Genomic DNA, 19222 nt, shown 5'->3' on the forward strand with positions numbered 1-19222 from the left:
CGTCTTATCATCAACGGAACAACGCTTGAAAAGCGAGCAGGAGTTTGAATGGTCAAGGATCGTAAGCCTCTCATTCTTCACCGTCTGCAATCGACCGCACGGCTGACCCGGACGGCGCTCGCGATGCGGCTGCTAGGCCATGGCTTCTATGCGGGGCAGGATGCCGTGATGTTGCAACTGGCGCACGAGGATGGCCTTTCGCCAAGCATCCTTGCAAAGCGGCTCGGTGTGCGGCCGCCGACGATCACCAAGACCATCTCCCGCCTGCAGACACAGGGGTTTGTCAAGAAGCAGGGCTCGACGACGGACCAGCGTCAGGCCCATATTTTCCTGACCGAAACGGGCAACGAAGCAATCAAGGCAATCGAGAAGTCCATTCGAAAGACCGAAAAGGACGCGATGAAAGGCTTCGACAAGAAGGAACGCAAGGCCTTCGTCAAGATGTTGTCGCGGCTTGAGGTCAATCTCTCGAATGCCGAGCATTTGCGCCAGACCACCGCGGAAGAGGATCACGACGACGACGAAGCCGACGACGAATAGTTATTCCCCAAAAGTTTTGTGATCGGCGGTTACAAGACGTCTGATTTTGTTATCATGGGCTTCCCGCCCGCCCGCCTGATTGGTCCATTTCCTTGTCTTCAACGTCTCCTACGTCACAGGACTCTGCGCCGTTAGCGGCAATCCTCTATATTTTTGCAACCGGATTTCTGTTTTCCTGTCTCGACTCAAGCGCCAAATACCTGGTTCTTTCAGGCGTGCCCACGGCATTTGTTTCTTGGATGCGGTTTGTAGAGCATACGCTTCTTGTGTTGATCTTCTTTCGGCCATGGTCCAATCCCGGAATATTCAAGGCCCGCAGCCTGCCGATGCAGATACTGCGTGGCATCTGCCTGTTCGGATCGACTTATTTCAACTTCTATGCGCTGCAGACCATGCAGCTTGCCGAAACAATGACAATCACATTTGCGGCCCCGATGGTGATAACCGCGCTTGCGGGGCCGATTCTTGGGGAATGGGCCGGCTGGCGGCGTTGGCTTGCCATCATCGTTGCATTCATCGGTGTGCTCATCATCGCCCGTCCGGGTTTCGGTGCGCTCAATCCGGGCCTGCCCTATTCGATCACGGCGATGCTCAGCTATTCTTTCTATGTGCTGCTTACCCGCAAAATGGCAGCCAACGAATCACCCGAGAGCCTCATCTTCTATTCGGCACTTGCTCCGGCAATCCTGATGTCGCCGGCCATCACCCAGGCGGTCATTCCGGAAACCCCATTCCAGATTGTCCTTCTGTGCCTGCTCGGATTTTTCGGCGGGCTCGGCCATTTTCTCATCATACTTGCCTACAAGCGCGCCACCACGGCGGCCCTTGCGCCTTATCCATTCCTGCAAATCATCTGGATGCTGGGTTTCGGCTACTTCATCTTCGGTCAATTTCCCGACACCTATACGCTGTGTGGGGCGGTGATCATCATAGGCAGCGGTCTCTATGTGGTGCACCGGGAGCGCCAGTTGCGTGCGGCCGTGAAATCCACCCGGGAGCGGAGGGACGGCTAACCTAACCCATGACGAAAGAACTTTGATTTATTCGGATGCGGTGGCATAACGCCATGTAACGATTACACTTGTCGGACGACACTGCGGGAGGCGGTTTTTTGGCGCAAAAGATCAAACTATCGACGATTGCCGACGCGCTGAAAGTGTCCACCGCAACCGTGTCCCTTGCTCTGCGGGATAGTCCGCTCGTGGCGGACCAGACACGCGAGAAGATCAAGGAGCATGCCCGCAACATCGGTTACATCTATAACCGGCGGGCGGCCAGCCTGCGGACATCGCGCTCCGGCATCGTCGGTGTGGTTGTTCATGACATAATGAACCCGTTCTTTGCCGAGATCCTGCGCGCAATCGAAGGCGAGCTCGATCGCTCGGGACAGACATTCATTCTGTCCAATCACTACGACCAATTGGACAAGCAGCGAACCTTTATCGATACGGTTCTGCAGCTGGGTGGCGATGGCGTGATCATGTCGCCCGCGATCGGTACGCCGGCTGAAGACATCCGCATGGCCGAAGACAATGGACTGCCGGTGGTGTTGATCGCCCGCAGCGTCAAGGACGCGAACGTGCCCGTCTTCCGGGGAGACGACGCTTACGGAATTGGCCTCGCAACAAATCATCTTATTTCGCTCGGCCATACGCGCATCGCCATGGTCGGCGGGACCGATCAGACTTCGACAGGCCGCGACCGCTACGAGGGCTATCTCCAGGCAATGCAAAAAGCGGGCCTTGAGGTTAAACCCGAATGGCGTATCCCCGGGCCCCGCACGAAACAGGCTGGTTTCGATGCGGCACCGCAGTTTCTTGCCTTGAAGGACCATCCGACAGCGGCGGTCTGCTGGAACGATCTTGCGGCGATCGGCATGATGAACGGCATAGCCCGCGCCGGACTGGTCGCAGGCGTCGATATATCTGTCACAGGCTATGACGATCTTGAAGAAGCAGCAATTGCGACACCTGCGCTGACCACGGTCTGGAATGGCCAGCGCGAGGTAGGCCAGCGGGCGGCCAGGGCGCTTCTCGACCAGCTCAACGGCGCCGATACCCATGCACGGCAGGAACTGATCAAGCCGGAACTGCGTATCCGGCAATCCACATCGAGGCCGAAGGAGCGCTGAAGCCCCATCCCAGTGGGCCCGGCGCGCCGCTTCACGGTTCATTAACGCTACGGGGCTAGCCTTTTGCGGAAGAATGACCCTTGTGGAGTTTGGCATGAAACCCGCCAACACGGTCGTGCTCGCCCTCGTGAGCGCAGTTGCAGTCATCGCCATGTTTCTCGATTTCGCCACCTATACATCAGGTGAGGAAGCGAAAATTGACGTAGCCACGACCGCATCGATTACAAAGGACGAGCCACTGCAGGGATCGGTTCTCGATATGCCGACATTTGTCATCAGCGGTCCCGGCGGCGGCACGAAATGCAAAGCCTTTCCGGCCGAAAATGGCCTGCCTGGCCACAATGCACTGACGATCGACAAGAGTTGCGCCGGGCTTTATCCGCCACTCGCGCAAGCCACGACCTGGCACAACAATGAGGACGGAACGATAGACCTCGCCGACGACATGGGCCGCACCATCGTCGAGTTCAGCCCGGGCGATGGGCTAGCCTATATCAGTATCGAACCCCGTTCCGTCATCCTGTCAATGTCGGCGGAAGGCGTTCTAACCTTCTAGCATTCTTTCATTGTTATTTTGCTGCGTGCAATCGCTCGCGGCTTGCCTTGTGGGCCCGCGCCGCGTCGCCGAAAGCGGCGAATATCTTGCGTGACGGCGAATCCGTTTTTACCCAATATTCCGGATGCCACTGCACGCCGACAGCGAAGTTGCGCGCGGTCTTTACTGACACGGCTTCGATTGTTCCGTCTTCAGCGACGGCCTCGATTTCGAGCGAAGGCGCTGGCGTGTCGATCGCCTGGCGATGCACGGAGTTAACGTCAATCGAATCGCTTTTCATGACCTCGGCAAGGCAGGAGCCGGGTTTGATGCGCACGGGATGGCGAATGGCGAAACGCTCGGCCTGCTCGTCTGATTGCGGGGCGCGGTGGTCCATGCGGCCGTCCAGTTCCTGGATTTCGGTGGCGAGCGTGCCGCCCAAGGCGACGTTCAACTCTTGAATGCCGCGGCAAATAGCGAGCAACGGGATGCCGCGTTCGATGGCGCGCCGAATAAGCGGCAGTGACGTCGAATCACGTGCCGGGTCGTAGGGCTCGTGCGCGGGACTCGGCTGTGCACCGTAGAGCGTCGGGTGGACATTGGACTTCGATCCAGTGATCAGGACACCGTCGACCCCGTCAAGGATGGCGTCGATGTCGAGCCCTTCGCCAAACGACGGGACGATCAGGGGAATAACACCTGCAGCATCATAGGCCGCCATCAGATATTGCTCAGGCGCCGCATGCCATGTGTAATTTTCGAAGGCGCGCACATCGGACGTTATGGCGACGAGGGGTTGCCGCATTGAATTGCTCCACAATGATTGTTCCCTCTATTTAGTGCAATTCATATGTGTTTCCAATGGTTGCTGAGGGATCGTGCCATGCGCGGCAAAAGCCAAATGCCGACAAGAATCTTTCAGCAATTCAATCCACTCGAAGGCGCCTGCTTTGTGGACTCAGCCGCTGGACTTGAATTAGTGAGTGTGTATGTTGATCGCGGGATCGGGAGAATGGTCCAGATCAATTGTTCGGAGGAGATTTTATGGATCGTCGTTCATTTATTACAAAGGCGGGATTTGCCGGCGTTGGGGCTGCCGCGGCCACCACGCTCGCTGCGCCGGCAATCGCGCAGTCGCTGCCAAAGGTCACATGGCGTTGTGCCTCGTCGTTTCCGAAATCGCTGGATACGATTTACGGCGGTGCGGAAGTTCTTTCGAAGTATCTAAAGGAAGCCACCGACGGAAATTTCACCATCCAGCCGTTTGCGGCAGGTGAAATCGTTCCTGGCCTGCAGGCCGCCGACGCGGCAGCAGCGGGTACTGTCGAACTTTGCCATACGGTCACTTACTATTATTGGGGCAAGGACCCCACGTGGGCTCTTGGTGCGGCGGTTCCATTCGCGCTGAACGCGCGTGGCATGAACGCTTGGCAGTATCACCAGGGCGGTATCGACCTTCTCAACGAATTCTTCAACAAGCAGGGATTGCAGGCCTATCCCGGTGGCAACACCGGTGTGCAGATGGGCGGCTGGTTCCGCAAGGAAATCAAGACTGTTGACGATCTCAAGGGCATCAAGATGCGCGTCGGCGGATTTGCCGGCAAGGTTCTCGAAAAGCTTGGAGTCGTCCCGCAGCAGATCGCCGGCGGCGATATTTATCCTTCGCTTGAAAAAGGTACGATCGACGCAGCCGAATGGGTCGGACCCTATGACGACGAGAAGCTGGGCTTCCAGAAGGTTGCGCCGTTCTACTACTACCCCGGCTGGTGGGAAGGCGGCCCGACCGTCAGCTTCATGGTCAACAAGGAGAAGTGGGACTCCCTTCCGCCCGCGTATCAATCCCTATTCCGAACGGCCGCGCAGGCTACCGATGCCGACATGCTGCAGAAATACGATTCGCTCAATCCGGCGGCGATCAAGCGTCTGGTTGCAGCCGGCGCACAGCTCCGCCCCTTCAGTCCTGAAATTCTGAATGCATGCTTCGAGGCCGCCAATGGCGTCTATGCCGAAATGGAAGCCAGCAATCCTGAGTTCAAGAAGATCTGGGATTCGATCAAGGCATTCCGCAATGAGCACTTCCTTTATGCACAGGTCGCGGAATATTCCTTCGATACGTTCATGATGATCCAGCAGCGCAACGGCAAACTCTAGGCGCTGACGCTTGGCCAAAATAAAACCCCGGGACCTTAGCGGTACCGGGGTTTTTTTGTTGGCTGCCTACATCTTTGGCGGCTGGCTCAAATCCGGCGTTGGTGGCTGCGCGGGAACGGCCGGCTGCGCCGGAGTGGCTGGATTTGGCGCCGCCGGACCGCCCAATGGTGGTGTACTCAAATCGTTGGCGGGACCACCGAGGCCGCCGCCAAGCCCGCCACCCCCTAAGCCGCCGCCAAGGCCATTGTCCTGGCCAAAGCCCGGCACTTCGATCTTGATCTGCGATGGATCGACGGCAGGTCCGGTCCCCTTGTAGTGCATGACCATCTGCGGGAACATGATGGTGAGGGCGACCATAAGCACCTGAATGCCAACAAACGGTACCGCACCCCAATATATTTGCCCGGTCGTGATTGGCTGGATTTTCTTGCCCGTGATCTTGTCGAGATAGGGTACTTTGGCCGCTACGGAACGCAGATAGAACAGTGCAAACCCGAAAGGCGGATGCATGAAGCTCGTCTGCATATTGATGCCCAGCAGCACGCCGAACCAGATGAGATCGATGCCGAGTTTATCGGCTGCTGGCGCCAACAGCGGCACAATGATGAATGCCAGCTCGAAGAAATCGAGGAAGAACGCCAAGAAGAAGACAAGTAGGTTGACGGCAATCAGGAATCCGACTTCCCCGCCCGGCAAGGATACGAGCAGATGCTCGACCCAGACGTGTCCGTTGACCCCATAGAAGGTCAGCGAGAATACCCGTGCGCCGAGGAGGATAAACATCACGAAGGACGAAAGCCGTGTCGTCGATGCGAGCGCCTGGTTGATCACATTGAGGCTGAGACGGCCCTTCGACGCAGCCATGATGAGCGCGCCGACAGCACCCATTGCGCCGCCTTCCGTGGGCGTGGCGATGCCGAGGAAGATGGTGCCGAGAACGAGGAAGATCAGGGCAAGCGGCGGTATGAGGACGATGATTACCTGTTGCGCGAGTCGCGACATCGTGTTGAGGCCGAAAGCCCGGTCAGCGACTGCGTAAACATAGATGGCGATGATGGCTACGGTCACACCCCAGATATCGGCATTCTGCCCTGCGCTTGTGGCGAGCAGCCTTTGGGTGCCATAGGCAATCGCACCGGCAGCAACGAGAGCGACGATCAGGGAGGTCACCCCTGAGCCAAGGGTGCGTGCTTCCGTGGGAAGCGCGGGCATCGAATCCCGCTTCACGAAGGTCATCAGCAAGATATAGGCCATATAGAGACCGGTCAGGATGAGACCCGGGATGATTGCGCCGTGATACATATCCCCGACCGAACGCCCTAGCTGGTCCGCGAGGACGATCAGAACGAGCGAGGGCGGAATGATCTGCGCCAGTGTTCCTGAAGCGGCGATCACGCCCGAGGCGACGCGCCGGTCGTAGCCGTAGCGCATCATGATGGGCAGTGAAATAAGCCCCATGGCGATGACCGAAGCCGCAACGACGCCGGTTGTCGCGGCAAGCAGGGCGCCGACAAAAATCACCGCATAGGCGAGGCCGCCGCGAATGGGTCCAAAAAGCTGGCCGATGGTGTCGAGCAGATCCTCGGCCATGCCGGATCGCTCAAGAATAATGCCCATGAAGGTGAAGAACGGTATGGCGAGCAGCGTCTCATTGGACATCTGTCCCCAGAACCGGTCAGGCAGCGCGTAAAGCAACGGCCATGACAGCGTGATACTGCCGTTTGAAAGAGGGGCGAGCTCAACGCCGATAAAGAAGAACAAGAGACCATTTGCGGCGAGGGCGAATGCAACGGGATAGCCGATCAAAAGGAAAATGATCAGCGATGCGAACATGATAGGCGCCATGTTCTGCGCGATGAATTCAATCATTGTGCGTCCCCGCGATCGTCGCCACTTCCTGTTCCGCGAGTTCCTCCATCGAGACGGGGGGATTGGGGTCCGGCATGTCGCCGCGGATCACGGCGATCTTCTTGACGATCTCGGAAATGCCCTGAAAGCCGAGAAGCACGAACCCGATGAGGAGGATCAGCTTGGCCGGCCAAAGAATGAGGCCACCGGCGCTCGAAGATAACTCGCCACTGTTGAAGGAGAGCCGGACATAGGGAATGAAATAGAAGATCATCAGGATGACAAATGGCATCAGGAAGACGAGATGCCCAAAGAGATCGATCCAATGCTGCACGCGCCTTGAAAAAGCGCCGTAGACGATATCGATGCGGATATGCTCGTTTTGCTGCAGCGTGTAGGCGGCAGCGAGCATGAAGGCGCCGCCAAACAGGTACCATTGCAACTCCAGCCAGGAGTTCGATGACACATTGAACGCCTTGCGAATGATCGCATTTCCGGCGCTGACGACGACCGCCAGGAAGATCAACCAAGCGACATAACGCCCAATGAATTCGTTGATGCGATCAATCGTTCTCGACAGCGCGAGCAAAGCCGACATTCTTGTCCTCCCCATTAATTCCGACTGATTGCCTGGGCTTCTCGCTTTTTGATTTCCCGGCGTCAGCCTTGCAGTCTTTCGTATAAGAACATGTCCTTGCACTGGTAACAGCACGATCCGAAACCATCAACAGAATTGATTAGCTCATAAGTGGAGGCGATGCCCGCGCCACCAATCGGCGGCTCGTAGCCAGTTCAGCAGTTGTCATAGGTCCACCAGCGGTCTAACAGTTGCTGAATGAATGGATGTGGAACTTATTGGTAATTGGGTTGATGGCAGGCGAAGCTTCTCTTTCTGTTGCAGGAAAAACGATTGCGGTTACGGGCGGGTCGTCCGGGCTCGGATTGCGCATGGTGGAGGTTCTGGCGGCGAACGGTGCGAATGTCATTTCCATCTCGCGCGCGGCCGTCCCGGAAAGCAAGCACAACGCAAATATCCTGAGCGTCATCGCCGATGTAACGGTAGCAGCCGACATAGAGCGTGCCTTCGATGAGGCGGAAAGCTGGCACGGCACCGTGACCGTCCTTTTCAACAATGCTGGCGTCGCGGAGATGGAACGTGCAGTGGACACGACCCGTGATCAGTTACGCCGCATTCTCGATGTCAATGTCGAGGGCGCATTCTTTGTAGCGCAGGAAGCTGCCAAGCGAATGATTGCCAAGGGCGTCGGTGGGTCGATCATCAATCTTTCGAGCATTCTTGCCGATGCGCCGATCAAGGGTTCTGCAGCCTACGCGATGTCGAAGGCGGCCGTGTCGCAGATGACCCGCTCCCTGGCCCTCGAATGGGCGGCATGCGGAATAAGGGTCAATGCGCTTGCGCCCGGCTGGTTTCCGACGGGACTTAACGAAGAGATCATGGACGGGCCGGCGCGCGGCTTCTTGAAGGGCAAGAATCCGATGCGGCGGCTAGGAGAACCTGAAGATATCGACGGTGCCGTGCTGATGCTGGCCTCCGATGCCAGTAGCTACATTACCGGGACCGTTATCACGATCGACGGCGGTCAGATCCTCCAAGGCTAGACCTGATTTAATTAGAAGCGCTCTAGATACGCTCTGCATCCTGACCTGTGATGCGGGTGGCAAGGACAAACACTAGAAGCGAGAACACGGCGGCATCGCGCCACAGGACAGAAAAGTATCCGCCCCACAGGGATTCGACCATGCCGACAATTGCAGCTCCGCACGCGGCGTGGAGCGGGCGCGAAAAACCACCAGCCGCGGTAATGAAGAGAATCTTCAACCCGAAGATCATGCCGGTGTTGAAGCTGATATTGCCGTAATAGAGGGCTGCAAGAAATCCGGCGAGGGCGCATATCGCATAGGCCGCAAGAATAGCCTGCGTCCTTACGCGCCTGGGATCGATCCCGCACATTGCTGTTGCCTGCGGTTCATCGCTCACCGCGCGCCAGATGCGGCCCGCCGAAGTTCGAAGCAGGATCGCTTCACCGCAACCAATCACCGCCGCCGCGACCGCAATATTGAGGACCTGCATCTGTGTCAGACTGATGTCCACTTGCGGACCCAGTAGCTGCACTGGTTGTGCGAGCATCGGTGGTAGCCAGTAGTCACGCGTATTGGCTGCAATGCGCGAAAGCTCGGCAAGAAAGATACTGAGGCCCAGGGTTGCCACGAGGATCGTGTTACGAGTTCCTGCTTCGAGTGGCGCGTAAATGAGCTTGGCGATCGCATAGCCCCCGACGAAAACATAGATGACCGCGATCAGAAGGCCGAAGGACAGGGCGGCGGGCAAGGTCATCCACAGGATCGACCAGGCGAACGCCGTGACAAGGATGAACGTCTGCCCGGAGAAGGCAAAGATCGCCCCAAGGGAAAGATCGGTCCTGTGGGTGAGCCCGTGAATAAGGACATAGCCATAGGCAAGCAGCGCATAGAGCGCGGCATTGTGGATGCCATTCAACAGGAGTTGCAGGAAATAAGTCATACACCCCTCGTGCGTTCGGTTCATTCTAACTTGCAAAACCTATTTTACCAGTTAGAATTTGAACATGACCTTTGAATGGAATGCCCATCGCTTCAGTGGCGGCGTCCTGGCTCTCGATCTTGCCAACACGGTCGTCTTTCGCGAAACGCCCGAGCGCTCGCTCGATCGCTTCTCCGATCCGGCAGAAGTGTCGCGCTTTTCGGCGGCGGCGGCAGATTATCGTCAGGGCGAGTGGGGGAATGTCGAGTTTCGACCGCCGCGTTCGCCGCGTGAGGTTGCGGGCCTCATCGACGTCCGCGAAGCGATCAACCGTCTGTTCAGGACAGCGGTGCAGGGCGGCGGAGGGTTGAGCCCCGTGCCACTTTCCGAATTCCTGCACCTTGGCGCGAAGCTCGTCGGCGACGAGCCGGACGAGCAGCCACTTGCGCTGCCGCGGCCGCTGAAAGATGGCCGCCAAATATCCTTGGCAGCGGCGTCATTCCTCTCCGGGGTGCGCCTTTTCGACCCGTTACGGCTAGAGCGCATTAAGATTTGTCCAAATTGCCACTGGCTCTACTTCGATGAGAGTCGAAATCGCAGTCGCCGCTGGTGCGATATGAACGTATGCGGCAACAGGGCAAAGGCGCGTCGCTATTACGATCGCAATACAAAGCAGGCGGGTAGCAGCCATGGCTGACGAGAGAAACGCCCGGCGTGTTGTGGGTATCTGCCTGATGACTCTTGGTCTTGTCCTGTCGGCCTGCCGCGATAGTGGTCAGGGCGACTATGTCAACGTTTCCGGCAAGATCTTCGTATTCAACTATCGGATCGCCCAGGCGACGTATCTTCTGACACTTGCGAAACTCCGCAAGATTCCGGATGGCTCCTCCCTTGAAACGACCTTCGAAAACCCTGCAGGCGGCGATCCGTTTGTCGTCAGGCAAAAAATATGGCCGATGATGGACAAGATCACTGTTGAAAGCCCGCCGATCAAATGCGTGAAAGCAAACCGGCAATATCAGGTCACGATGCGGCTCGAGGACTCGAAGGGCATTGTGCTGCAGACCATCGAGCGGAAAATGATCTCCGACGCCGATCAATCGGTAATGCCGGACAAGCCGCTGGTCGTCGGTCCGTTTTACGATCCCAATCCCGACAAGGAATCGGCAGTGCCCACGATCTGCCCGGCATAGCAGACCGTCAGGTCTATCCTCTTTAGAAATTGGTAATTCTGTTTGCCAGTTCTTGGAAATTTCCAGCGACTACAAGTGAATTAAACGATTTAGTCGGATGTGCAATCTATAACGCTCGCATCGTTGGCGTTCCTCGTTGACATCTCCCGGTGTGGGTACAGTTTTTGCGGGCCTATTGATGAAAGTTGAAGCCAACGACGGCTTGTCGATCGAGCTGATTTCTGTTCGCACGCTCTATGCCAACGGCAAGGCGACATGGTGGGCATCGATCATCCAGATCATTGCTGCTGCGATGATCTATCTCAAGACAAACCATGCAATCTATCTTGGTTTCGCAATGGCCTTCCTGGTGGTCGATCTGGCGCGCACCGCCAATGCGGGTGCATTCGAACGCGCGGACCTGTCATCGGTCTCGGCCACAGCGCTGAAAAAATGGGAATGGCGATATCTGCTCTTGGCCCTTGCTAGCTGTATCGTTCTCGGAACCCTATGCTTTGTCAGCATCTATATCCTTCCGGATGTTTCCGCTGCGATCACCAGCATCATTATCGTTGTGGGGTCGATGCTTGCGCTTGTTACGCGGAACTACGTCTCACCTACCGTCGTCATCGGCCTGTCAATTGGAATTCTGGCGCCGCTCGGCGTCACATTCGTCCTCCTCGGTGGTCTCTACAACTGGTTGCTGGCGCTGCTTATCCTGCCGTATTTCTGGAGCAATATCGGTGTTGCCGCCAATCTTCGCGCATCGCTCTTCGACGCCCTGATCGGCAAGCGCAAGCTGGCTCGCGTTGCCAGCAATTTCGATGCGGCGCTCAACGGTATGCCACAGGGCCTGCTGATGTTCGACAGCCAACAGACGATCGCCATCGCCAATATGAAGGCGGCAAAGATGATGGGTTTTGACCACCCCGCGCAGCTTCAAGGCAGGTCGCTCGAGACTTTGCTGCGCCTTGCCCAATCGCGATCCTATTTCCCCGAGGACGCGTTGAAATCGTTGCGCACCAAGATGCGGGATCTCCTCGCCGGGTCGAAACAGCGCGACACATTTGAATCACCGAACAAACGTCACTACGAATTCACGGCAACGCCGGACCCGGAACACGGGACCGTCCTCGTCATCCAGGATGTCACGCGCCGTGCCGATGCTGAAGCGCAGATCAATCGGATGGCTCGGTTCGATAGCTTGACGGGCCTTCCCAACCGCAGCCAGTTTGCCGAGATCGCCAACACCTATGCCGACGCCGCCGTGCACGGAACACAGATCGTCCTGATGGTCATAGACATCGAAGGCCTGAAGCGGACCAATGATGCCTTCGGCCACCGGATCGGCGACGAAATGTTGCGCGCTTTTGCCGACAGGCTCAGCCTCGTCGAAGCTAATCGGCCGGTACTTTCGCGTTTCGGCAGCGATGAGTTCGTACTGCTTTTCTCCGCTGGCTCACACGAGGAAGCGACAGGAACGGTCGAGCGAATCATGGGAGCGATCACCGGCACATATAGCGTGTCAGGGCATGATATTCAGACCGGCGCTCATGCCGGCGTGGCCATTGTCGAGGTGAACGCGTTTGATCTTGCCGTCATGCACATGAACGCGGATCTGGCGCTCGATGTTGCCAAGAAGAACAGCCAGAAGAATTGGGCGGTCTTTGTGCAGACGATGGACCATTCGTTCCGCTCGAAACAGCGCCTGCGGGCTGACCTGCGAAGGGCTATCGCTGACGGCACGCTTTCGGTTGCCTATCAGCCTATCGTCAATATCAGGACGTCGCGCATGACTGCGTGCGAGGCGCTCTCGCGCTGGAACCACCCGGAATTCGGGGCGATCTCTCCCGCGGAGTTCATCCCGTTGGCCGAAGAAATGGGACTGATCTCGGAGCTGACCCGCAATGTGATTGACCGAGCGGTGATGGATTGCCGGAACTGGGATTCGCGAATCGCCGTTTCAGTCAATCTCTCATCGCACGATCTACAGAACCACAATACGGTCAGCGTCATCCAGTCCGCCTTGAAACGTCACGCAATCGAGCCGCACCTGCTCGAGGTGGAAGTCACGGAAGGCGCACTTATAACTGACAGGGCGACAACTGGCAGCGTGCTGGCCGAACTCAAGGGCTACGGCGTGCAGGTCGCAATCGATGATTTCGGTACTGGCTACTCCAGCTTGAGCTACCTCAAGAATTTGCCCGTGAACAAGGTCAAGATCGACCGTTCCTTCATTGCGGATATCGCCGAAGAGGGGCGATCGCTGAAACTGCTGCGCGGCATCGTGCACATGTCGCACGAACTCGGCTTGTCGGTAACGATCGAAGGGCTTGAAACGAGCGCGCAATCGGAACTCGTCAATCAGCTTGTCGGGGCCGAGCATGTACAGGGTTTCCTTTATGGTGCTGCAATGTCTGCCGACGATATCGTGAAGCTCCTCGATGTGACGATGGAGCACAAGCTCGCGGCCAACGAGGCGAGCCCGCCGATGCTCCACTGATCTGCTGTTTAGCCAATTCAAGGATTCATTGAACGATCCCACGCTGACAGAATCATTGTATTCGAATAATTTACGGTTCTTGAGCTTCAAGTTGCGCCAACAAAGGGATTCACGAAATGATCGCCGAAATCACTATCGCTCCACTCGTAGCCCTGATCGCCGGCATCATCATACTGATTGCTCCGCGATTGCTGAACTATGTCGTTGCGCTCTATCTCATCATCATCGGTATTGTCGGACTTTTCCCGCACCTTCTAGGCTAGCCGCGGTACAGCGATTAGGCTCGACCGTGATGAAACTCTATTCTTGATTTATATTGATTGGGGTCATGGTGAGTGACCATCTGCGCATTGCGCTGCTAGCGGCTTTTCGCTATTGCCTTTACGACGTCGACTAGAAGAGGTTTGAAGATGGCTGAACATCACGACACCACCCCTGCGGAATTGGGAGCTCCCATGGACTATGCGGAGCACGAGAAGACCTACAATCTGTTTCTCACGCTTTCGAAATGGGGCTTCGTTTCCTGCATAGCGCTGGTCGTTGCCATGGCATTCGGCTTTTTCGCAGGCGGGTTCTTTTCTGCTCTCGTTCTCTTCTTTGTTATTTGCGGAGCTGCCTGGTTCCTCCTCTAAGGGCGATCCGGTTCCATTGGACCGGAAGCTCATCCAAATCCCGCTCGATTTTGACCGGGCGGGTCTTCGAGACTGCCAATCGTTATAAGCGGTAAAGGCGCGCTGGTCGTACGACCACTGTCTTTGTAGTGAAAACTTGCTTTGGGGGGTGAAGAGCTTGGCTCAGACACTATTCATACCGAAAGAAACGGATGCCAATGAGCCGCGCGTTGGCGGTTCGCCGGAGACGGTCAAGCGGCTTGCCGGCCTCGGATTCGATGTCGTCGTCGAAAAGGGTGCCGGGACTGCCTCGCGCATTCCGGACGCCGAGTTCGTGGCTGCCGGGGCAAGCATCGGGACGGCCGGTGACGTCAAGGACGCTGATGTCGTTCTCAAGGTGCGGCGGCCAGCCTCGTCAGAGGTAAAATCCTATAAAAAAGGCGCGGTCGTCATCGCCATGCTCGACCCTTATGGCAATGACAGTGCCGTCAAGGAACTCGCCGATGCGGGGCTCACCGCCTTCACCATGGAATTCATGCCGCGCATCACCCGTGCGCAGGTGATGGACGTCCTGTCGAGCCAGGCCAACCTCGCAGGCTATCAGGCCGTTATCGATGCTGCCGAGGAGTATGATCGGGCGCTGCCGATGATGATGACTGCGGCAGGCACAGTGCCGGCCGCCAAGGTGTTTGTCATGGGCGTCGGCGTCGCCGGACTCCAGGCGATCGCGACGGCGCGCCGGCTTGGTGCGGTCGTCACCGCGACCGACGTACGTCCCGCCGTCAAGGAGCAGGTGGCCTCGCTTGGCGCCAAATTCCTCGCCGTTGAGGACGAGGAGTTCAAGGCTGCCGAAACGGCCGGCGGCTACGCCAAGGAAATGTCGAAGGAATATCAGGCGAAGCAGGCGGCGCTGGTCAATGATCATATCGCCAAGCAGGACATCGTCATTACGACGGCCCTTATTCCGGGTCGCCCAGCGCCAAGGCTCGTGACGCGCGAAATGTATGCACGCATGCGCCCGGGCTCGGTGCTGGTCGATCTAGCGGTCGAGCGCGGCGGGAACGTCGAAGGTGCTGTCGCCGGCAGTATCACTGAGGTCGACGGCATCAAGATCGTCGGTCATCTCAACGTCGCGGGCCGTATCGCGGCAACCGCCTCCCAGCTCTACGCAAAGAACCTTTTCGCTTTCGTCGAGACGCTGGTCGACAAGGAAACCAAGACGGTGAAAATCGATTTCGCCGACGAACTCGTCAAGGCCACCATGCTGACGCACGACGGCAAGGTCGTTCATCCGAACTTCGCCAAGGCTGCAGTCGCCCCCGCCGAAGCACCGGCTGCCAAGCCGGCGGCAAAAAAGGTAACGCCGGCGAAGCCTGCCGCTCCTAAGGAAGCCTCAGCGAAACCGGCAGTCAAAAAAGCCGCGCCCAAAAAGGCTGCCGCACCCAAAGCTGCACCAAAGAAGACTGAAGGAGAGGCATGATGGCTGATGCTACACTCGAAAGGGCCCTCGAGACCCTGAACCAGGCCACCGAGATGGTCCGCCGGGCCGCCGAGACCATGCCGGATGCCGCTGGTGCCGCTGCTCACGCCGTCTCCGGCGGCGCAGTCGACCCGTTCGTGTTCCGCCTTGCGATTTTCGTCCTGTCGATCTTCGTCGGCTACTACGTGGTCTGGTCGGTCACTCCAGCGCTGCACACGCCACTCATGGCAGTCACCAACGCCATCTCCTCCGTCATCGTCGTTGGCGCGCTTTTGGCGGTTGGACTATCCGCGAGCGGTGCTGCGACTGGCTTTGGCTTCGTTGCGCTCGTTCTCGTCAGCGTCAACATCTTCGGCGGCTTCCTCGTCACCCATCGCATGCTCGCCATGTACAAGAAGAAGGAAAAGTGAGCATGAGTGTGAATATCGCAACTTTCCTTTATCTCGTCTCCGGTGTCCTCTTCATCCTGGCGCTACGCGGCCTTTCGCATCCGACGACGAGCCGCCAGGGAAATTACTACGGCATGACTGGCATGGGTATCTCCATTGCCACCACGCTTGCGCTGGCCGAGCCGAGCTTCAAGGGCCTCGGGTTGATCGTTGTCGGCCTTGGCATCGGCGGCGCAGTCGGTGCCTATATCGCAAAGCGTATCGCCATGACGGCGATGCCGCAGCTTGTCGCTGCATTCCACTCGCTTGTCGGTCTCGCAGCGGTCATGGTTGCGGCTGCAGCAATCTACGCGCCCGATTCCTTCGGGATCGGCGAAGTCGGCAGCATTCATGGCCAGGCGCTGGTGGAAATGTCACTCGGCGTTGCCATCGGTGCAATCACCTTCACGGGTTCGATCATTGCCTTTCTGAAACTTGATGGCCGCATGTCCGGCAGGCCGATCATGCTGCCCGGACGCCACGTGCTCAACGTCGCGCTACTCGCAGCCATCGTGCTCCTGGTCACCGCGCTGGTCCTGACGGAAAGCCATGCGATATTCTGGCTGATCGTCATCCTCTCGCTCGTTCTCGGCGGCCTGATCATCATTCCGATCGGCGGCGCGGATATGCCCGTCGTCGTCTCGATGCTGAATTCCTATTCGGGTTGGGCGGCAGCGGGTATCGGCTTCACGCTCGGCAACCTCGCGCTGATCATCACCGGCGCGCTGGTCGGCTCGTCTGGTGCGATCCTCTCCTACATCATGTGCAAGGGCATGAACCGCTCGTTCATCTCGGTCATTCTTGGCGGATTCGGCGGCGAGACGGCAACCGCCGGTGGCGGTGAAGTCGAGCAACGCCCGGTCAAGCAGGGCTCGGCCGACGATGCAGCCTTCATCATGAAGAATGCTTCCAAGGTCATCATCGTGCCGGGTTACGGCATGGCCGTCGCACAGGCCCAGCATGCCTTGCGTGAAATGGCCGATAAGCTGAAGGCGGAAGGTGTCGAGATCAAGTACGCCATCCATCCGGTAGCGGGTCGCATGCCCGGTCACATGAACGTCCTTCTTGCTGAAGCCAACGTGCCTTACGATGAGGTCTTCGAGCTCGAAGACATCAACTCCGAGTTCGCCCAGGCCGACGTTGCCTTCGTCATCGGTGCCAACGACGTCACCAACCCGGCGGCGAAGACCGATCCGAAATCGCCCATTTTCGGCATGCCGATCCTTGATGTCGACAAGGCCGGGACCGTGCTTTTCATCAAGCGCGGCATGGGCTCCGGCTATGCTGGCGTCGAGAACGAACTATTCTTCCGCGACAATACGATGATGCTCTTTGCCGATGCCAAGAAGATGGTCGAGAACATCGTCAAGGCGCTCGACCATTAAAGCGGTTAGTAGGCAACGTAAAAAGCCCGCCGATATGGCGGGTTTTTTATGGGCAAAGCAGTCGGCGCAATGCCCGTACGAGGCGGCGCTCGAACGCTGTCAATCTTTCGGCCGACAATCGTTCCGTCTCATAGAGCGATAGCATAGAAAAACTGGCTTGCGGTGCACAGGTACCGATGATGGCGCGCGATAGAACGCGGCGTACCGGGCGAAACATGACGAACCGGTCGATCCACCAAGGTGAACCAAGCGTGGTAACGACGAGGCAGGCCCTAAGCTTCGTAAGTCGCGGGATCATTCGTCCAAAATCGGGAGCATGGTCATAGGCCACGCCCGGAACGAAGAGTCTGTCGATCCATCCCTTGAGTATGGCTGGAAGTCCGAACCACCACGTCGGAAAGACGAGGACCAAGACGTCCGCCGTCAATAAGTCGGCTTTATCCGCGGCAATGGCACTGCTGTCGTATTCGTCAGCATAGTAAGTCTTCCGCTCTCGCCCGGTTAGCCGAGGATCGAATCCATGCGCGTAGAGGTCGACGAGCCTCGGACTGTGGCCGGCTTGCACGATCGTTGCTGTTGCCAGCGCTGCCAGGTGTGCACAAAGACTGTCGTTTAGTGGGTGAGCAAGGACGATAACGACGTTCTTGCTCATCTATCGCATCAGGACTTGCGCGTCCGTGCCAGACCGTCGACGGCGGGCTTGTACTTCGGATCCAGCTGTACTGCGCGGGCATAGGACTTGGCGGCGCGCGGCTTGTCGCCACGATGCTCGTAGATCAGCGCCTGATTGGCCCAGCCTTCGGCGATCGTGCCGTCGAGCTTGATCGCCGTGTTGAAATCGTCGAACGCATTGTCGTCATCGCCCAGCGCGACATAGGAAATGCCGCGGCCGTTATAGGGCTCCGCCGCGTCGGGCGCCAGTGAGATCGCCGTCGAGAAATCCTCGATCGCCTGCTTGTGCTGATTGCGAGCCTGGTAGATCAGACCGCGATTGTGATAAGCGCGGGCGTCGGTTGTACTGAGCTGGATCGCCTGGTTGAAATCGTTCATCGCCTGGTCGAGCTGGCCTGCCTGGCGATAGAGATTGCCGCGCCCGATAAAGGCAGCATCGTATTGCGGGTTGATCTGGATCGCCCGGCTGTAATCGGCGATGGCCTGGGCCGAATTGCCCATATTGCGATAGACCAGGGCCCGATTCGAATAGGCCTGGTAGAAGTTCGGGTTCAACTGCAGGGCGGTGTTGAAATCCTTGATGGCGTCACTGTTCTTGCCTGCGCGGCCATAGGCAGAGCCGCGAACATTATAAGCCTCGGGATCCTTCGGGTTGCTGCGAATGACGTTATTCAACGAACTGATGTTCTCTGTCGAACCCTGCGCCTTGTCGATGCCCGTCATGTCGGTGGTCGAGGTGCTTTGGCATCCCGCAAGACCGAGCGCCAACACCGATGCCATCAACAATCCGGTGTTACGCACCGAGCGAAATCCGCCATTCGAGGCCAGTTCAATTGAATGTTTCATTACCTATGTGTCCCGTACAACTCAGAGCTCTGCAAGCTCTTTTGCTCCGATGGCACCAAACGAAAAAAGGGCGGCGCGGCGTGAAGCCGCTCCACCCCAATATCGGGCTAATGGCGTCGATAAACTGCTGATCAACGAGCCGCGGAAGCGCGAACCGGCGCTTTGCGCGCCGGCATCGGCAGAAGACCCTCGCGCTGTGCCTGCTTGCGGGCAAGCTTGCGAGCGCGGCTGATGGCTTCTGCCTTCTGGCGAGCACGCTTGATCGACGGCTTCTCGTAGTGATCATGCATCTTCATTTCGCGGAACATGCCTTCGCGCTGCATCTTCTTCTTGAGAACGCGGAGAGCCTGATCAACATTGTTTTCGCGTACGAGTACCTGCACGTTTTATCCTGTATCT

21 protein-coding genes are annotated in these 19222 nt (G+C 57.7%); 14 read left to right on the forward strand and 7 right to left on the reverse strand.

Translation table 11 applies throughout. From position 1 onward, the window contains the following. The first annotated feature begins 48 nt into the window (after nt 1-48). The 4 genes from AAAB35_RS07755 to AAAB35_RS07770 all read left to right on the forward strand — a co-directional run bounded on the left by AAAB35_RS07755 (nt 49) and on the right by AAAB35_RS07770 (nt 3227). A complete protein-coding gene (locus AAAB35_RS07755; protein WP_340667647.1) occupies nt 49-540 on the forward strand; it encodes a MarR family transcriptional regulator in 492 nt (163 codons plus the stop codon). Between the two features lie 92 nt (nt 541-632). Next, nucleotides 633-1553: a DMT family transporter gene (locus AAAB35_RS07760; protein ID WP_340667648.1), complete on the forward strand. Its 921-nt coding sequence runs from the start codon at nt 633-635 to the stop codon at nt 1551-1553. Nucleotides 1554-1651: 98 nt separating this feature from the next. After that, nucleotides 1652-2671 (forward strand): LacI family DNA-binding transcriptional regulator, encoded by a 1020-nt coding sequence (locus tag AAAB35_RS07765; RefSeq protein WP_340667649.1) that lies wholly within the window; start codon nt 1652-1654, stop codon nt 2669-2671. Between the two features lie 94 nt (nt 2672-2765). Further along, nucleotides 2766-3227, forward strand: coding sequence for a hypothetical protein (locus tag AAAB35_RS07770; protein ID WP_340667650.1), 462 nt, complete (start codon nt 2766-2768; stop codon nt 3225-3227). A gap of 13 nt (nt 3228-3240) precedes the next feature. Here the strand turns inward: AAAB35_RS07770 and AAAB35_RS07775 are convergent, their stop codons facing one another. Continuing rightward, nucleotides 3241-4011: a gamma-glutamyl-gamma-aminobutyrate hydrolase family protein gene (locus AAAB35_RS07775; protein ID WP_340667651.1), complete on the reverse strand. Its 771-nt coding sequence runs from the start codon at nt 4009-4011 to the stop codon at nt 3241-3243. 239 nt (nt 4012-4250) lie between these two features. On the opposite strand from AAAB35_RS07775, the gene AAAB35_RS07780 reads away from it, so the two are divergent. After that, entirely contained in the window at nt 4251-5357 is a 1107-nt protein-coding gene (locus tag AAAB35_RS07780; protein WP_340667652.1) for a TRAP transporter substrate-binding protein, read from the forward strand. A 66-nt stretch (nt 5358-5423) separates the two neighbouring features. Here AAAB35_RS07780 and AAAB35_RS07785 read toward each other — a convergent pair whose 3' ends face one another. After that, entirely contained in the window at nt 5424-7226 is a 1803-nt protein-coding gene (locus tag AAAB35_RS07785) for a TRAP transporter large permease subunit (RefSeq protein WP_340667653.1), read from the reverse strand. Beyond that, complete coding sequence (locus AAAB35_RS07790; protein ID WP_340667654.1) at nt 7219-7803, reverse strand: TRAP transporter small permease subunit; 585 nt, start codon at nt 7801-7803, stop codon at nt 7219-7221. The genes AAAB35_RS07785 and AAAB35_RS07790 overlap by 8 nt, the downstream gene beginning before the upstream one ends. 272 nt (nt 7804-8075) lie before the next feature. Between AAAB35_RS07790 and AAAB35_RS07795 the strand changes: the two genes are divergently transcribed. After that, nucleotides 8076-8825 (forward strand): SDR family oxidoreductase, encoded by a 750-nt coding sequence (locus tag AAAB35_RS07795; protein WP_340667655.1) that lies wholly within the window; start codon nt 8076-8078, stop codon nt 8823-8825. A 22-nt stretch (nt 8826-8847) separates the two neighbouring features. Here the strand turns inward: AAAB35_RS07795 and AAAB35_RS07800 are convergent, their stop codons facing one another. After that, entirely contained in the window at nt 8848-9747 is a 900-nt protein-coding gene (locus AAAB35_RS07800) for a branched-chain amino acid ABC transporter permease (RefSeq protein ID WP_340667656.1), read from the reverse strand. A 64-nt stretch (nt 9748-9811) separates the two neighbouring features. On the opposite strand from AAAB35_RS07800, the gene AAAB35_RS07805 reads away from it, so the two are divergent. The 8 genes from AAAB35_RS07805 to AAAB35_RS07840 all read left to right on the forward strand — a co-directional run bounded on the left by AAAB35_RS07805 (nt 9812) and on the right by AAAB35_RS07840 (nt 17305). Next, entirely contained in the window at nt 9812-10423 is a 612-nt protein-coding gene (locus AAAB35_RS07805) for a CGNR zinc finger domain-containing protein (RefSeq protein ID WP_340667657.1), read from the forward strand. Next, nucleotides 10416-10919: a hypothetical protein gene (locus AAAB35_RS07810; protein ID WP_340667658.1), complete on the forward strand. Its 504-nt coding sequence runs from the start codon at nt 10416-10418 to the stop codon at nt 10917-10919. Before AAAB35_RS07805 ends, AAAB35_RS07810 begins: the two co-directional genes overlap by 8 nt. A gap of 178 nt (nt 10920-11097) precedes the next feature. Then, a complete protein-coding gene (locus tag AAAB35_RS07815) occupies nt 11098-13401 on the forward strand; it encodes an EAL domain-containing protein (RefSeq protein ID WP_340667659.1) in 2304 nt (767 codons plus the stop codon). Between the two features lie 116 nt (nt 13402-13517). Further along, complete coding sequence (locus tag AAAB35_RS07820; protein ID WP_340667660.1) at nt 13518-13664, forward strand: DUF3096 domain-containing protein; 147 nt, start codon at nt 13518-13520, stop codon at nt 13662-13664. A gap of 147 nt (nt 13665-13811) precedes the next feature. Continuing rightward, the gene (locus AAAB35_RS07825) at nt 13812-14033 is read left to right on the forward strand and encodes an aa3-type cytochrome c oxidase subunit IV (RefSeq protein ID WP_340667661.1); all 222 of its coding nucleotides are present in this window, start codon (nt 13812-13814) and stop codon (nt 14031-14033) included. A 157-nt stretch (nt 14034-14190) separates the two neighbouring features. Then, on the forward strand, nt 14191-15492 hold the full coding sequence (locus AAAB35_RS07830) for a Re/Si-specific NAD(P)(+) transhydrogenase subunit alpha (RefSeq protein ID WP_340667662.1): 1302 nt from the start codon (nt 14191-14193) through the stop codon (nt 15490-15492). Further along, entirely contained in the window at nt 15492-15902 is a 411-nt protein-coding gene (locus AAAB35_RS07835; RefSeq protein ID WP_340667663.1) for an NAD(P) transhydrogenase subunit alpha, read from the forward strand. The genes AAAB35_RS07830 and AAAB35_RS07835 overlap by 1 nt, the downstream gene beginning before the upstream one ends. Nucleotides 15903-15904: 2 nt before the next feature. Next, nucleotides 15905-17305 carry an NAD(P)(+) transhydrogenase (Re/Si-specific) subunit beta gene (locus AAAB35_RS07840; protein WP_340667664.1) on the forward strand — a complete coding sequence of 467 codons (1401 nt, stop codon included), beginning with the start codon at nt 15905-15907 and terminating at the stop codon, nt 17303-17305. A 46-nt stretch (nt 17306-17351) separates the two neighbouring features. Here the strand turns inward: AAAB35_RS07840 and AAAB35_RS07845 are convergent, their stop codons facing one another. The 3 genes from AAAB35_RS07845 to rpsU form a co-directional block, all read right to left on the reverse strand. Beyond that, nucleotides 17352-17957, reverse strand: a complete 606-nt coding sequence (locus AAAB35_RS07845) for an NAD(P)H-dependent oxidoreductase (protein ID WP_340667665.1) — start codon at nt 17955-17957, stop codon at nt 17352-17354. Nucleotides 17958-17965: 8 nt separating this feature from the next. After that, nucleotides 17966-18823, reverse strand: coding sequence for a tetratricopeptide repeat protein (locus AAAB35_RS07850; protein WP_340667666.1), 858 nt, complete (start codon nt 18821-18823; stop codon nt 17966-17968). Nucleotides 18824-18954: 131 nt separating this feature from the next. Further along, entirely contained in the window at nt 18955-19206 is a 252-nt protein-coding gene (rpsU, locus tag AAAB35_RS07855; protein ID WP_099997993.1) for a 30S ribosomal protein S21, read from the reverse strand. Between the last annotated feature and the right edge of the window lie 16 nt (nt 19207-19222).

It is taken from the genome of Phyllobacterium sp., assembly GCF_037994425.1.
Taxonomy (GTDB): domain Bacteria; phylum Pseudomonadota; class Alphaproteobacteria; order Rhizobiales; family Rhizobiaceae; genus Phyllobacterium.